Source organism: Neisseria subflava (genome assembly GCF_003044645.1).
Taxonomy (GTDB): domain Bacteria; phylum Pseudomonadota; class Gammaproteobacteria; order Burkholderiales; family Neisseriaceae; genus Neisseria; species Neisseria subflava_B.
Map to the genome: position 1 here is coordinate 40,188 of NZ_POXL01000004.1, position 14,580 is coordinate 54,767.

The window sequence follows — 14,580 nt, forward strand, 5'->3', positions numbered from 1 at the left end:
TTATGAACCCGCTCCATATTGTCGTCCTCGACCGCGACACCCTCGTCAACCGCCCGTTTGATTTTGATTTTCCACATACATTGAGCAGCTACGGCACAACCGAAGCGCACGAAACCTTAAAGCGTATCCGTGGCGCGGACATTGTGATTACCAACAAAGTCGTGATTTCCGCCCAAGCATTTGCCGAAAATCCACAACTCAAGCTGGTTGCTGTTACCGCGACAGGCGTCAACAATGTGGACGTTGAGGCTGCCAAACAAAACGGCACAGCAGTGTGCAATATCCGCGCTTACGGCAATGAATCCGTGGCGGAACACGCGTTTATGATGATGATTACCCTGATGCGCAACCTGCCTGCCTACCAGCGCGACGTTGCGGCAGGCTTGTGGGAAAACTCGCCGTTTTTCTGCCATCTCGGCGCCCCGATGCGCGATTTAAACGACAAAACGCTGGCGATTTTCGGACGCGGCAATATCGGTAAAACGCTGGCAACTTATGCTCAGGCTTTCAAAATGAATGTCGTGTTCGCCGAACATAAAAATGCCCAAAGCATCCGAGATGGCTATGTTTCCTTTGACGAAGCCATCCGCTCCGCCGATGTCGTGTCGCTTAATTGCCCGCTCACGCCACAAACGGCCAACATGATAGGCGAAGCCGAATTGCAGCAAATGAAACCCGGCGCCATCCTCATCAACTGCGGGCGCGGCGGCTTGGTCGATGAAGCCGCTTTGGTTGCGGCGTTGAAATACGGCCAAATCGGCGGTGCAGGTTTTGACGTGTTGACACAAGAGCCGCCACGCGACGGCAACCCTCTGCTGAAAGCCCGACTGCCCAACCTCATCGTTACGCCACACATTGCATGGGCAAGCCAAGAGGCCGCCAACCGTCTGTTTGACATTCTTTTGGACAACATCAACCGCTTCGTGGCCGGCAATCCGCAAAATCTGGTTTAATCTATGGAAAACCTGTTGATAAGGTTGTGAACAATTTTAAAGGCCGTCTGAAATATTCAGACGGCCTTTATTAATCATTATTTATTTCATAAGGTTATCTATAAAATAGGTTAAATCGTTTCATTCTTCATTGTGGATAACCCTTAAAAAGGCCGTCTGAAATACTCAGACGGCCTTTTGTTTGCCCGGACAAATTAGATATCGTATGTGGTTGAAGCGGTATCGCCGCCCTTGCCTGTCCAGTTGGTATGGAAGAACTCGCCGCGCGGTTTGTCGGTACGCTCGTAAGTGTGCGCGCCGAAATAGTCGCGTTGGGCTTGCAGCAGGTTGGCGGGAAGGCGTTCGGAAGTGTAGCCGTCAAGGAAGGTAATGGCGGAAGCCATGCAAGGCATCGGAATACCGCACTCGATCGCTTTGGCCACCACTTTGCGCCATGCAGGCAGACAGGTTTCCAACACGCCTTTGAAATAAGGATCGGAACCCAAGAACACCAAATCAGGATTGGCTTCGTATGCGTCGCGGATGTTGCCCAAGAACGCGCTGCGGATGATGCAGCCTTCGCGCCACAGAAGGGCGGTATTGCCGTAATTCAATGCCCAATCGTTGTTTTCGCTGGCTTCACGAATCAGCATAAAGCCTTGTGCATAAGAAATAATTTTGGACGCCAACAGGGCTTGGCGCAAAGCATCCACCCATGCGGCTTTGTCGCCTTCAATCGGGGTAATGGTTTTGCCAAACAGGCTGTTTGCTTGGGCGCGTTGGTCTTTAAACGCGGACACGCAACGTGCAAATACGGCTTCGGAAATCAGGGTCAACGGGATACCCAAATCGAGGGCATTGATGCCGGTCCATTTGCCTGTGCCTTTTTGTCCGGCAGTATCGAGGATTTTTTCGACCAAAGGTTCGCCGTTTTCATCTTTGTAGCCCAAAATCGCGGCGGTAATTTCGACCAGATAAGAATCCAGTTCGGTTTTGTTCCACTCGTTGAAGATTTGGTGCATTTCGTCATAAGATAGACCCAAACCGTCTTTCATGAATTGGTACGCTTCGCAAATCAACTGCATATCGCCGTATTCGATGCCGTTGTGCACCATTTTGACGAAGTGGCCCGCACCGTCGCGGCCGACCCAATCGCAGCAAGGCTCGCCTTGAGGCGTTTTGGCGGAGATGGCTTGGAAAATCGGTTTAACGGCAGGCCATGCGGCTTCGTCACCGCCGGGCATAATAGACGGGCCGTGACGCGCGCCTTCTTCACCGCCGGATACGCCCGCGCCGATAAAGCGGATGCCTTTTGCGGCCAGCTCGTGTGTACGGCGGGTGGAATCAGGATAGTTGGCATTGCCGCCGTCAATAATGATGTCGCCTTCGTCCAAAAGCGGAACGAGTTGCTCGATAAAATCGTCAACAACAGAACCAGCGCGCACCATCATCATGATTTTGCGTGGTTTTTCTAATTTATCAACCAGATCTTGCAGTGAATATGCGCCGATAATATTGGTATTTTTGGCTGCGCCGTTTAAAAAATCATCTACTTTGCTGGTCGTACGGTTGAATGCGACAACTTTAAAGCCGTTGTCGTTCATGTTGAGAATCAGGTTTTGCCCCATTACGGCAAGGCCGATTACGCCAATGTCGCCTTTCATTTTGTGAAACTCCGTTATTGATTAATTTTATCAAGCGTAACTCTAGCTGATTTACACGTTTTTAACAATCCTTAACTTTTTAATTTTTTGAAAAGATGCCTTTACGTTTCAGACAGCCTTTACCTTTGGGAAAACAAACTATAAATTAGATTTTAAATAATAAATAGAAGATGATATTGAGTGCTGCCACAGCTTGTTGATAACTTTTATTACAAAATTTTTTCAAATACTTAGCTGATATTTTTTAATGAGGATAAAGTATGGTCGGCCTTGTTTGCAGATGTGGGTAAAAATTTCCTGCTGCTTCATTCTGTGGGTAACTTTTTGCCTGTGCACAATCTTAGCCTGTTTTATACTTCTCCAATTGGAACTGATTGACTAGAGAAATAGTCAAATGGTTTTTTATTTCAAGCTATTTTCATATTTCCTTTTATTTAAGCTGGGAAAAGGCCGTCTGAAAATATTTCAATAAGGTGTGCATATGAAGTTTTCCTTTAGTATTAATCTGTTATCCGTTTTGATTTTGGCTGCTTGTGCGCAACAGCCGGTTCAAAAGCCTCAAGTTGCCCTGCCCTCTGTATCTGTGGACAACCATGCGCCGGAGCAAGGAACAGGGCTCACGGAGCAGAAATTAATCCGCGCCAAACATTATATGGCGGCGTCTGCCAATCCGCTGGCAACTGAAGCCGGTTATGAAATTTTGAAGCGCGGCGGCAGTGCGATAGATGCGATGATCGCAATGCAGACAACTTTGGGACTGGTTGAGCCGCAATCTTCAGGATTGGGCGGCGGCGCGTTTTTGGTGTATTGGGACAATAAGGCGAAAAAGCTGACGACGTTTGATGCCCGAGAAACAGCACCGAAAGCGGCAACATCGGAACTTTTCTTGGACGAAAACGGTAAACCGATGGGCTTTATGAAAGCGGTGGTCGGCGGCCGTTCGGTCGGTGTGCCGGGGATTCCGAAGCTGCTGGAAGATGTCCACAAGCGTTACGGCAAATTGCCGTGGGCAAGTTTGTTTGAGAAACCGATTACTTTGGCGGAACAAGGTTTTGCCGTTTCTCCTCGTATGGCGAAATCCATCGAGCAAAATTTGGAACCTTTGCAACGTTATCCACAAGCCGCCACCTATTTCCTACCTGACGGCAAGCCTTTAGCTGCGGGAACGGTTTTGAAAAATCCTGAATTTGCGCGTTCCGTACGCTTGTTGGCGGAAAAAGGCAGCGCGCCGTTTTATCAGGGCGCGCAGGCGCAGAATATTGTCCGTGCCGTTACCGGTGCTGTGGATAACCCCGGCAAAATCAGCATGGCGGATTTGAAAAACTATCAAGTTATCGAGCGTAAGCCGGTTTGTGCGCCGTATCGTGAATATGAAGTTTGCGGCATGGGCGCGCCAAGTTCCGGCGCAATTGCTTTGGGGCAGATTTTGGGCGTATTGCAGAATCAGGATATGAAAGCGTTGGGATCGGAAAATATCCACAGTTGGCGCTGGATAGGCGATGCGTCGCGGATTGCGTTTGCCGACAGAGATCATTACATCGGCGATCCCGCGTTTGTCAACGTCCCGACCCGTGCCTTGATTTCTCAGGCTTACCTGAAACCGCGTGCCGAAGAAATCCGCCAAGCCGACAAGGCATTGGAAAAGATTCAGGCGGGCAAGTTTGGCAAGAAATACGCGCAGGGCATGGCGGTAGAGCTGCCGTCCACCAGCCATTTGGTGGTGGTGGATAAAGACGGCAACGTCGTGTCGATGACGACTTCGATTGAAAACGCGTTTGGCTCGGGGCTGATGGCAAACGGTTATCTGCTCAACAACGAATTAACCGATTTTGCCTTCAATCCTGTCGGAGAGGATGGTAAAACGGTGGCAAATAGCGTTGCTGGTGGAAAACGTCCGCGTTCTTCGATGGCGCCGACCATTGTGATGAAAGACGGAAAACCTTATATGGCAGTCGGTTCGCCGGGTGGCAGCCGCATCATCGGTTTCGTTGCCAAAACGCTGGTGGCGCATATCGACTGGGGCATGGACATTCAGGCGGCAATCTCTCTGCCGAATATGCTTAATCGCGGCAGCCAGTATGAGATCGAGGATAAAATCGCTGCGGCGGATAAAGCAGCTGCGTTGGAAAAATTGGGCTATAAAGTTCAAATCCGCGATTTGAATTCCGGCGTGCAAGGCATTGTGATCGGCAAAGAAGGTTTACTCGGCGGCGCCGACCCGCGCCGTGAAGGCAAGGTCATGGGCGATTGATATTGTCGGTTTGACATGTAAAGACCGTCTGAACAGCTTCGTTTCAGACGGCCTTTTTAGTTTGGGAAAATATATGGATAAGATGTGTATAAGAATAACATTAAATTTTAATATTTTTATTTTTCAATAAGATAAAAGATATGAATATGTGGATAATTACTTGTGGAAAACAACATGATTTAGGCCGTCTGAAAGGTTCAGACGGCCTTTTCATTGGACTGCTTTATCTATTTTCTATCAGGCTGCCGGCAGCTCGTGAAAAGCGCTGGGCAAGTCTTCGTCATTGGCAAACTCAACCCATTCGTAAGCGCTTTCATCTGCCAAAACGGCACGCAACAGTGCATTATTGATAGCATGACCTGATTTGTAACCTTCAAATGCACCGATAATCGGATGGCCGACAATGTACAAATCGCCAATCGCATCCAGGATTTTGTGGCGGACAAATTCATCGGGATAACGCAAACCTTCCGGATTCAAAACATCCATGTCGTCAATCACGATGGCGTTGTTCAAATTGCCGCCCAGTCCGAGATTATGGGCGCGCATCATTTCCACTTCGTGCATAAAGCCGAAGGTACGGGCGCGGGCAATCTCATCGATATAGGATTTTCCTGCAAAATCAATCTCAAGAGTAGGTACGCTGCGGTTGAATACGGGATGGTCAAATTCGATGGTTAAAGTCACTTTAAAGCCGTCATAAGGCGTAAAGCGCACCCATTTTCCGGTTTCTTTGATTTCAACCGGTTTGAGGATTCTCAAAAAACGTTTTTGGGCTTTTTGATCGACAACGCCTGCATCTTGTAAAAGGTAAATAAACGGCAGGCTGGAGCCGTCCATAATCGGAATTTCAGGCGCGTTCAATTCAATCAAGGCATTATCGATGCCATAGGCAGACAGAGCCGACATAATGTGTTCAATCGTGCCGATGCGCACACCTTTATCGGTAACGATGGTTGAAGAGAGGCGGGTATCGTTAATCAAATAAGGATTCAATTTGATTACTTCGCCCATTTCTCCACTTAAATCAGTACGGCGGAACGAAATACCGCTGTTTTCTTCGGCAGGATGCAAAGTCAGAGCGACCCTTTCGCCCGAATGCAGGCCTACGCCGGTAACGCTTACTGATTTGGCTAAAGTTCGTTGCAGCATAATTGCTTCCTTTTAAAAAGTCTGATGGGCAAATGATACGTTAAAAAGGAAAAAACAAGCCATCATTTTTAATAGTATTTGCCAATATGGATGTTTTGCGGGGGAAAATTCAAAATTTTAATTATCCACAATAGTATGTGAAATTGAAGTGGGTAATTTGGGTTTTATCCACAGATAAATAGGGAAACTAAGATTCTATCCTTTTTTATTCCGGCATTCAGTTGAAGTTGGCCTCAAAGATAAAAAGTAACTATCAAATTGGTTTTAAAGAAAGTTATTCCGTTATCCACAGATAGTTTGGTTCTTCATCAAAATCATCATTTTAAAAATTAAACTATTATGAATTGAAGAAAACACTGGGTTATCAACACAAAAATGGCAAAATATGGAGAAATAGAACTAAGCTTATGATTTTCATAAACTTCTGAAACTTTTAAGATTGGAAAACGGTTTTTATGAAATAAAATATCAAAAAATAGGAATAATCCAATTTACCTGATATTTTTCTACAAACAAGAATTTCATGTTTTCTTTATTTAAATCAAACAACTTAAAAGTAATTATCTTTAATCCTAGAAAGTAATTTTATTTCAGGATACAATGGCCTTATTAAAAAATTTTTCCCATTCCATCTAATTAGGAGTAGCAAAATGAGTATTAAAGTAGCGATTAATGGTTTTGGCCGTATCGGTCGTCTGGCATTACGTCAAATTGAAAAAGCCCAAGGTATCGAAGTCGTTGCTGTTAACGACTTGACTCCTGCCGATATGCTGCTGCACCTCTTTAAATACGACAGTACTCAAGGCCGCTTTGAAGGCTCTGCCGAATTGAAAGATGATGCTATTGTTGTTAACGGCAAAGAAATCAAAGTATTTGCCAATCCTAATCCTGAAGAATTGCCTTGGGGCGAGCTGGGTGTGGACGTTGTTCTCGAATGTACCGGTTTCTTTACCAATAAAACCAAAGCGGAAGCCCATATCCGTGCCGGTGCGCGCAAAGTTGTGATTTCTGCACCTGGCGGCAATGATGTGAAAACCGTTGTATACGGGGTAAACCAAGATATTTTAGACGGCAGCGAAACTGTTATTTCAGCCGCTTCTTGTACGACTAACTGTTTGGCCCCTATGGCTGCAGTATTGCAAAAAGAGTTCGGTATTGTTGAAGGCCTGATGACCACTATCCACGCTTATACCGGCGACCAAAACACCCTTGACGCGCCGCACCGCAAAGGCGACTTCCGCCGCGCCCGTGCCGCTGCTTTGAATATCGTACCGAACAGCACCGGTGCCGCTAAAGCCATCGGCTTGGTTATCCCTGAGTTGAACGGCAAACTTGATGGCTCTGCCCAACGTGTTCCCGTAGCCACCGGCTCTTTGACCGAACTGGTTTCTATTCTTGAACGCCCTGTTACCAAAGAAGAAATCAATGCAGCCATGAAAGCTGCCGCCAACGATGCTTTAGGCTACACTGAAGATCAAATCGTTTCTTCTGACGTCATCGGTATTGAATACGGCTCACTTTTCGATGCGACTCAAACCCGCGTGATGACAGTTGGTGACAAACAATTGGTGAAAACTGTTGCTTGGTACGACAATGAAATGTCTTACACTTGCCAATTGGTTCGTACCTTGGAATTTTTTGCCAGCAAAATCTAAAGGATAATAGGCTGAATCAATCAGTCTGTGGATAATTAAAAGGCCGTCTGAACATTTCAGACGGCCTTTTGTTTGTAGATAGATTTAATTTGTAATCAGATTGTGGATAGTTTAATCACTGTGGCACATTTGTTTTCTATCCTAAACTGTACTTCATAATCCGCAATATTCATTACATAAACCCGTTCGGGAATATCTTGATAGGCAGGACGAGGATCTTGGGCGATGCTTTGCTCAATGAGATGTTTTTCTTCTGTGGATAAATGTTCTGCAAGCGTACTTTCTGCCCAGACAACGTTCAATTCTTCAGGTTTACCACTGACAAAGCCTGATGATGCGTCAGGTTTGGATTCGACAAAAGGGATGTAGGGTTTGATATCCACTACCGGAGTACCGTCCAATAGGTCTGCGCCGCTGCAATAGATGCGGACAGGTTTGCCTGATTCGATGCGTTCGAGTTTCAGCAGGGATAAACCGAGATGATTGGGGCGGTGCGGGCTGCGCGTGGCAAATACGCCCATTTTTTGTTTGCCTCCGAGTCGTGGTGGACGCACCATTTGCGCCCAACCTTCATCCAATACGCCGTGGAAAATAAAACTTATCCACACATAGTCGAAATCTTCCAAGCCCCGAACGCTGTCTGCGGTAAATTCAGGAGTGAGTTCAATGCAAATTTTTGCTGCAGGAACCAAACCGGGTTGACGGGCAATGCCGAATTTTTGTTTGTAGGGGGAATGAACGGTTGCAATAGGCGTAATCGAATAGGACATAATTTGTGGATAAATATTCTGTGTAAACTGTCATCATATCACAGATGTTTTCCCACATTTTGCGGTAGTAATTTGTTATAATACAAAGCATTTATTCCAAATGTCCGTACATGGGTAATAAATGCTCAATTTGAATAATATAAAATAAAATCAATAGGTTAAATTAATCCATGATTGTTTCTATCGATGTAGATGCACAAAAAACGTTTACGCCTTTGTGTCCGAAAGAATTGCCTGTTACCGAAGGTCATCTGATTGCGGATGAACTCAATGCCCAAGCTGCATTGGCGGATTTACGCGTGATGACGAAAGATGCGCATCATGCCGCGGCAAAATGGCTTGTGGATAATCCTGTTGATATGTTGAAACCGACAGGTTTGCCCGATGCGGATTTGACTTGGGTGTCGCATGCGATGGTTGGAACATATGGCTATGAGTTGTTGGATGGCCTGCCTTCAGCCAAAGAATACGATTATTGTGTTTGGAAAGGCGTTGATCCTGAATTACACCCCTACGGCGCATGTTTTCACGATATTGAGGAAAAGCTCAGTACAGGTTTGATCGAATGGTTGCGCTGTCAAAATGCAGATACAGTTATTGTCGGCGGTTTGGCAACGGATTATTGTGTGAAAACAACGGTTTTACAGTTGCTTAAAGGCGGAGCTTGGAAAGTCATTGTCAATCAGGCGGCTTGTCGCGGCATTGCTCCGGAAACGGTTGAATCTGCATGGCGGGAAATGCGTTCTGCCGGGGCTATTATTTTAGAAAACGCCGAAGAAATAAGAAAATACATTAATAATTAATAAATTATATTTTTAAATTCTGTTGTTTCACGTGAAACATTTTCCAAAATATGAAGATTTTACTTGTCCGCTTGTCCAGTATGGGCGATTTAATTCATACGTTGCCCGCAGTTGAAGATTTGGCGCGACAATGTCCTGATGTGGAGCTCCATTGGCTGTGTGAGGCAGGGTTTGCAGATATCGCCCGCTTACATCCTTTTGTCAAAAAAGTTCATGTAATGAAATGGCGACAGTGGCGCAAACACCTTTTTCAGGCTGAAACATGGTGTGAAATAGGCCGTCTGAAAACGGATTTACAGGCTGAATCTTTTGATTTTGTTTTAGATAGCCAAGGACTGATTAAAAGCGCATGCTTTGCCAAAATGGCGAAATCCCCTATTTACGGTTTGGATAAACACAGCGCGCGTGAAAGTTTGGCTGCCCTTGCATACAGTAAAACATTTGCCGTACCGAAAGGCAAAAATGCGGTTTGGCGAAACCGTGAATTATTCGCCCAAGTATTTGGTTATACAATGCCTGAAACGCAGGTATTTGGTTTGTCGGTTCCTGAATCAGGCCGTCTGAAAAATGTGCAATCCCCTTATTACGTTGCTTTGCATGCAACCAGTCGCGACAGTAAATTATGGCCGGTAGAACACTGGCGTGCATTATTGAAAAAGTTGAATGAAGAACAACAATACAATGTGTATCTGCCGTGGGGAAATGAAACTGAAAAAATGCGTGCCGAACAGATTGCAAGCGATTTACCGTTTGCTTTCGTCTGCGACAAAATGAATTTATTACAGGCTGCATTTTTATTGAAAAATGCAGAGGGTATTATTGGCGTAGATACCGGCTTGCTGCATCTCGCCAATGCACTGGAAAAGCCTGTTGTAGGAATTTATACAGATACAGATCCGGCCAAGACTGGCGTTCAAGTTTCGGCTTATGCAAAAAATTTAGGCGGTATTGCTCAAATCCCAAATGTTGGCGAGGTTTACCAAATCTTGATGGATTGTGTTGCAGCATATGGTAAATAATTGCTGGGGAGTTGGATTTATTTTCTGAGTAAATGCTTTAGAAATGATATAATTCCGCTCTATTTGCCAAGATTTATACAAATTTGGTTTTGTCATGTTGGGAAAACCGAATTGGATTTTATATAAAGAATGTATCAAAAGCAGAATGTTTGATTTGATGGGCATTCTTTTTAGGAGAATTGAATGAAAGCACTGGTCGCAGTAAAGCGCGTAGTGGACTATAACGTCAAAGTTCGTGTGAAAGCCGATGGTTCCGATGTGGATATTGGTAATGTCAAAATGTCGATGAACCCGTTTGATGAAATCGCGGTAGAAGAAGCTGTCCGTTTGAAAGAAGCCGGAAAAGTAAGCGAGATTGTTGCTGTTTCTCTTGGCGAGAAAAAATGCGAAGAGACGTTGCGTACTGCTTTGGCGATGGGTGCCGACCGTGCAGTTCATGTTGAGACTGATGCGAAGTTGGAGCCTTTGGCCGTTGCAAAATTACTGAAAGCTGTTGCGGATAAAGAAAATCCGCAAATTTTACTGCTGGGCAAACAGGCAATTGATGATGACGCCAACCAAGTTGCTCAAATGCTGGCTGCCTTGTTGAACGCTGCTCAAGGTACTTTTGCATCAAAAGTGCAAATTGAAGGCGAAGAGGTATTGGTAACCCGTGAAATTGACGGCGGTGAGGAGACTGTTGCGTTGAAGCTGCCTGCGGTCATTAGTGCAGATTTGCGTTTGAACGAACCACGCTTTGTCAAACTTCCTAATATCATGGCGGCAAAGAAAAAGCCTTTGGAAAAATTAAGTCCTGCCGATTTGGCTGTGGATATTTCTCCGCGTTTAAATACCGTGAAATTTGCCGAACCTAAAGCACGTCAAGCTGGTGTAAAAGTGGCTGATATTGCCGAGTTGGTTGAAAAGTTGAAAAACGAAGCCAAAGTGATCTAAGGAGTATGAAATGAGCGTATTGATTATTGCGGAACATAATAACCAACATTTGAATCCTGCCACTTTGCATGCGGTCACGGCTGCCGCTAAATTGGGTAATGTAGATTTATTGGTTGCCGGCAGTAATGCTGTTGCGGTGGTTGAAGAGGCGAAACAGGTTGCAGGCGTAGCGAAAGTTTTGGTAGCCGATACACCCTATTACGCCGAAGGTTTGGCAGAAGAATTGGCGCCTTTGGTTATTAAACTGGCTGCGGATTACCGCTATGTGGCTGCGACTGCAACTGCGTTTGGTAAAAATCTGTTGCCCCGAGTAGCCGCCCTGTTGGATGTGCCACAAGTTTCGGATTTAACCGAAGTTGTGGATAACTCGACATTTGTCCGTCCGATTTATGCCGGTAATGCATTTGAAACCATTCAATCCAATTCTGTAAAACTGGTGCTGACTTTCCGTGCAACCGCATTTGATGCTGCCGGACAAGGCGGTAATGCAGAAGTGGTCAATGTTGAGGCAACGCCTGCTCAAAACCTGAGTCGTTTCGTAAACCGTCAACTTTCCCAGTCTGACCGTCCTGAATTGACTCAGGCAAAAGTGATTGTTTCCGGTGGTCGTGCATTGGGCAGTGCTGAAAAATTCAATGAAGTGTTGACTCCATTGGCGGATGCTTTGGGTGCGGCGATTGGTGCTTCCCGTGCAGCAGTAGATGCCGAGTATGCGCCAAACGATGCTCAAGTCGGTCAAACCGGTAAAGTGGTTGCGCCGCAACTGTACTTCGCTATCGGTATTTCTGGAGCCATCCAACACGTTGCCGGTATGCAGGACAGTAAAGTGATTGTTGCCATCAACAAAGATGCTGACGCTCCGATTTTCAATGTGGCAGATTACGGCTTGGTTGGTGATTTGTTTGAAGTTGTGCCTCAACTGACTGAAGCACTGAAAAACTAATGTTTCACGTGAAACGTTCAGACGGCCTTTTATAACAAAGGCCGTCTGAAAATATTTTGGCATGATTACGACCTATAAAACCATTACCACTCCGACACAGGCTGAATTTAAAGATAAAGGCAGCCGTTTTATTGCATATGCCTATCCGATTCGCACTTTGGTCGATGTGAAGAAATATCTCGACCCATTAAAGGAAGAGCATCATAAGGCACGACATTGGTGTTACGCTTACCGATTGGGTGTGGATGGAATGCAATTTCGCGCAAACGATGATGGAGAACCGTCCGGAAGTGCAGGCCGCCCTATTCTGGGGCAGATTGATTCTGTCGGCGTAACGGATGTGTTGGTTGTGGTTGTGCGTTATTTTGGCGGTACGCTATTGGGTGTTCCTGGTCTGATTCATGCTTATAAGGAATCAACGGCTCAGGCATTGGCGATAGCTGAAGTTGTTGAAAAGAATGTCGAAAAGACAGTTTGGTTGAAATGTGAATATCCTATTTTGAATGAGGCTATACGGATTGCCAAACAATATCAGGCCGATATTGTGGAACAGGATTTGCAACTGGATTGTAAGTTGACAGTGAAAATAGCGTTGGCCGATTATGAAGCCTGTATTGCTGCTTGGAAAAATACGCGCCAAATTGAAGTAGATACTGAGAAGCCGTTTGAATAAAAGGCCGTCTGAACATATTTGAGAAATCAAAAGTTTCAGACGGCCTTTGATGTTTTAGTCTTGGTATCTGTCTAAAGCATTTACGCTTGAGCGCAGGTGTTCCCAAGCCAGTTGATGAAATTCCCCCAGTGCGTTCCATAGGGCATCTTCGCTCATAATGCTGTATTCGCCCTGTGTACGCAAATCAACATCTGCCCCTTCTTCAATGGCTTGATGGCATGCTTGGTATTCGTTGGTATAGAAGTCATCCATGTCTTGCATGAGGCTTGCAGCATGTTTCCAGCGGGCGATATCTGCTTCCAGTTGCGGCAGTAATTCGCACCATTCGCGGTATTTGCTTTGAATTTCATCAATACGTTTTTGCATGATTTGTCCTTTCGTTGTTTGAAATTAGAGTATGGTTGTCTTGATGCAATATTATTCTTAATTTGAAACAGTTATGCAAGATGGAACAATATTCCATCAATTGAATTTTATTTACAACATCTATTCTTCAAGGAGATGGTATGAAATTGCTCGTTATTGGTAATGGTGGACGTGAACACGCACTGGCTTGGAAATTGGCGCAGTCGTCTAAAGTAGAAACTGTCTTTGTTGCACCCGGTAATGCCGGAACGGCAATTGAGCCTAAACTGCAGAATGTGGCGTTGACGGTGCATCAAGATTTGATTGATTTTTGCCGTAATGAAAATATTGCCTTTACCGTAGTCGGCCCTGAAGCGCCTTTGGCTGTGGGTGTGGTGAATGACTTCCGTGCTGCCGGATTGAAGATTTTTGGCCCGACTCAATACGCTGCCCAGCTGGAGAGCTCAAAAGATTTTGCTAAAGCATTTATGGCAAAATATAAGATTCCAACCGCGCAATACCAAACCTTTGAAAATGCCGATGCGGCACATGATTACGTCAACCAAAAAGGTGCGCCAATTGTTATTAAGGCGGATGGCTTGGCTGCCGGTAAAGGCGTGATTGTCGCTATGACTTTGGATGAAGCCCATGCCGCTATCGACGATATGTTGTTGGGCAATAAAATGGGTAATGCAGGCGCGCGCGTCGTGATTGAAGATTTCCTGCAAGGCGAAGAAGCGAGCTTTATCGTTATGGTGGACGGCAATCATGTTTTACCGATGGCAACCAGCCAAGACCATAAACGCCTGCTGGATGACGACAAAGGTCCTAATACCGGTGGTATGGGCGCATACAGCCCTGCTCCGGTGGTAACGCCTGACGTGTACGAGCGCGCGATGAATGAAATTATTTTGCCGACTGTGGCCGGTATGAAAGCAGAAGGTCATGAATTTACCGGCTTTTTATATGCGGGTTTGATGATTGATAAAACTGGTGCGCCTTATACCATCGAATTCAACTGTCGTTTCGGCGACCCTGAAACCCAGCCGATTATGAGCCGTTTGGATAGCGATTTGGTGGACTTGGTTGAAGCGGCGATCGACGGCAAACTGGATAGTGTTGCTGCCGAATGGAATCCGCAGACTGCAGTAGGTGTGGTGTTGGCTGCACAAAACTATCCTGATTCTCCGAAAAAAGGCGATGTGATCTTCGGCTTGGATAAGGCCAATCAAATAGGTAAAGTTTTCCATGCCGGTACTGCAACGAATGAAAAAGGCGAAGTGGTAACCAATGGCGGCCGTGTGTTGTGTGTAGTCGGTTTGGGCGATGATGTTGCACAAGCTAAAAGCAAGGCTTATGAGGCATTGGAAACAATCCATTTTGACGGTATGCAATACCGTAAAGACATTGCTGATAAAGCCATCAACCGTTAATAATGAA

General features: G+C 45.6%; 13 protein-coding genes. 9 read left to right on the forward strand and 4 right to left on the reverse strand.

Annotated features, from left to right (window positions below; genetic code table 11):
• Nucleotides 1-2: 2 nt before the first annotated feature.
• Nucleotides 3-953: a D-2-hydroxyacid dehydrogenase gene (locus DBY97_RS05510; RefSeq protein WP_107857728.1), complete on the forward strand. Its 951-nt coding sequence runs from the start codon at nucleotides 3-5 to the stop codon at nucleotides 951-953.
• A gap of 194 nt (nucleotides 954-1,147) precedes the next feature.
• Here the strand turns inward: DBY97_RS05510 and gnd are convergent, their stop codons facing one another.
• Nucleotides 1,148-2,596 (reverse strand): decarboxylating NADP(+)-dependent phosphogluconate dehydrogenase, encoded by a 1,449-nt coding sequence (gene gnd / locus DBY97_RS05515; RefSeq protein WP_101755659.1) that lies wholly within the window; start codon nucleotides 2,594-2,596, stop codon nucleotides 1,148-1,150.
• A gap of 481 nt (nucleotides 2,597-3,077) precedes the next feature.
• Between gnd and ggt the strand changes: the two genes are divergently transcribed.
• Nucleotides 3,078-4,847, forward strand: coding sequence for a gamma-glutamyltransferase (gene ggt, locus DBY97_RS05520; RefSeq protein WP_107857729.1), 1,770 nt, complete (start codon nucleotides 3,078-3,080; stop codon nucleotides 4,845-4,847).
• Between the two features lie 237 nt (nucleotides 4,848-5,084).
• Here ggt and lpxC read toward each other — a convergent pair whose 3' ends face one another.
• Complete coding sequence (lpxC, locus tag DBY97_RS05525; RefSeq protein ID WP_107857730.1) at nucleotides 5,085-5,999, reverse strand: UDP-3-O-acyl-N-acetylglucosamine deacetylase; 915 nt, start codon at nucleotides 5,997-5,999, stop codon at nucleotides 5,085-5,087.
• Nucleotides 6,000-6,649: 650 nt separating this feature from the next.
• Here lpxC and gap point away from each other — a divergent pair.
• Nucleotides 6,650-7,654 carry a type I glyceraldehyde-3-phosphate dehydrogenase gene (gene gap / locus DBY97_RS05530; RefSeq protein ID WP_049333089.1) on the forward strand — a complete coding sequence of 335 codons (1,005 nt, stop codon included), beginning with the start codon at nucleotides 6,650-6,652 and terminating at the stop codon, nucleotides 7,652-7,654.
• Nucleotides 7,655-7,749: 95 nt separating this feature from the next.
• On the opposite strand, the gene tsaA is transcribed toward gap, so the two are convergent.
• Nucleotides 7,750-8,424 carry a tRNA (N6-threonylcarbamoyladenosine(37)-N6)-methyltransferase TrmO gene (tsaA, locus tag DBY97_RS05535; protein WP_107857731.1) on the reverse strand — a complete coding sequence of 225 codons (675 nt, stop codon included), beginning with the start codon at nucleotides 8,422-8,424 and terminating at the stop codon, nucleotides 7,750-7,752.
• A 170-nt stretch (nucleotides 8,425-8,594) separates the two neighbouring features.
• On the opposite strand from tsaA, the gene DBY97_RS05540 reads away from it, so the two are divergent.
• The 5 genes from DBY97_RS05540 (at nucleotide 8,595) to DBY97_RS05560 (ending at nucleotide 12,795) form a co-directional block, all read left to right on the forward strand.
• Nucleotides 8,595-9,227 carry a nicotinamidase gene (locus tag DBY97_RS05540; protein WP_107857732.1) on the forward strand — a complete coding sequence of 211 codons (633 nt, stop codon included), beginning with the start codon at nucleotides 8,595-8,597 and terminating at the stop codon, nucleotides 9,225-9,227.
• 50 nt (nucleotides 9,228-9,277) lie between these two features.
• Entirely contained in the window at nucleotides 9,278-10,246 is a 969-nt protein-coding gene (gene waaC / locus DBY97_RS05545; RefSeq protein WP_107857733.1) for a lipopolysaccharide heptosyltransferase I, read from the forward strand.
• Nucleotides 10,247-10,429: 183 nt separating this feature from the next.
• Nucleotides 10,430-11,179, forward strand: coding sequence for an electron transfer flavoprotein subunit beta/FixA family protein (locus tag DBY97_RS05550; protein ID WP_107857734.1), 750 nt, complete (start codon nucleotides 10,430-10,432; stop codon nucleotides 11,177-11,179).
• A gap of 10 nt (nucleotides 11,180-11,189) precedes the next feature.
• Entirely contained in the window at nucleotides 11,190-12,122 is a 933-nt protein-coding gene (locus DBY97_RS05555) for an electron transfer flavoprotein subunit alpha/FixB family protein (protein WP_107857735.1), read from the forward strand.
• A 61-nt stretch (nucleotides 12,123-12,183) separates the two neighbouring features.
• A complete protein-coding gene (locus tag DBY97_RS05560) occupies nucleotides 12,184-12,795 on the forward strand; it encodes an IMPACT family protein (protein WP_107857736.1) in 612 nt (203 codons plus the stop codon).
• Nucleotides 12,796-12,849: 54 nt separating this feature from the next.
• On the opposite strand, the gene DBY97_RS05565 is transcribed toward DBY97_RS05560, so the two are convergent.
• Complete coding sequence (locus tag DBY97_RS05565; protein ID WP_107857737.1) at nucleotides 12,850-13,161, reverse strand: DUF4298 domain-containing protein; 312 nt, start codon at nucleotides 13,159-13,161, stop codon at nucleotides 12,850-12,852.
• A gap of 140 nt (nucleotides 13,162-13,301) precedes the next feature.
• Between DBY97_RS05565 and purD the strand changes: the two genes are divergently transcribed.
• Nucleotides 13,302-14,573: a phosphoribosylamine--glycine ligase gene (purD, locus tag DBY97_RS05570; RefSeq protein WP_107857738.1), complete on the forward strand. Its 1,272-nt coding sequence runs from the start codon at nucleotides 13,302-13,304 to the stop codon at nucleotides 14,571-14,573.
• Nucleotides 14,574-14,580 lie beyond the last annotated feature (7 nt).

Bases quoted from the DNA above. Each gene is read 5' to 3' on its own strand.
- DBY97_RS05510 (WP_107857728.1), top strand. From the start codon at position 3: ATGAACCCGCTCCATATTGTCGTCCTCGACCGCGACACCCTCGTCAAC.
- gnd (WP_101755659.1), bottom strand. From the start codon at position 2,596: ATGAAAGGCGACATTGGCGTAATCGGCCTTGCCGTAATGGGGCAAAAC.
- ggt (WP_107857729.1), top strand. From the start codon at position 3,078: ATGAAGTTTTCCTTTAGTATTAATCTGTTATCCGTTTTGATTTTGGCT.
- lpxC (WP_107857730.1), bottom strand. From the start codon at position 5,999: ATGCTGCAACGAACTTTAGCCAAATCAGTAAGCGTTACCGGCGTAGGC.
- gap (WP_049333089.1), top strand. From the start codon at position 6,650: ATGAGTATTAAAGTAGCGATTAATGGTTTTGGCCGTATCGGTCGTCTG.
- tsaA (WP_107857731.1), bottom strand. From the start codon at position 8,424: ATGTCCTATTCGATTACGCCTATTGCAACCGTTCATTCCCCCTACAAA.
- DBY97_RS05540 (WP_107857732.1), top strand. From the start codon at position 8,595: ATGATTGTTTCTATCGATGTAGATGCACAAAAAACGTTTACGCCTTTG.
- waaC (WP_107857733.1), top strand. From the start codon at position 9,278: ATGAAGATTTTACTTGTCCGCTTGTCCAGTATGGGCGATTTAATTCAT.
- DBY97_RS05550 (WP_107857734.1), top strand. From the start codon at position 10,430: ATGAAAGCACTGGTCGCAGTAAAGCGCGTAGTGGACTATAACGTCAAA.
- DBY97_RS05555 (WP_107857735.1), top strand. From the start codon at position 11,190: ATGAGCGTATTGATTATTGCGGAACATAATAACCAACATTTGAATCCT.
- DBY97_RS05560 (WP_107857736.1), top strand. From the start codon at position 12,184: ATGATTACGACCTATAAAACCATTACCACTCCGACACAGGCTGAATTT.
- DBY97_RS05565 (WP_107857737.1), bottom strand. From the start codon at position 13,161: ATGCAAAAACGTATTGATGAAATTCAAAGCAAATACCGCGAATGGTGC.
- purD (WP_107857738.1), top strand. From the start codon at position 13,302: ATGAAATTGCTCGTTATTGGTAATGGTGGACGTGAACACGCACTGGCT.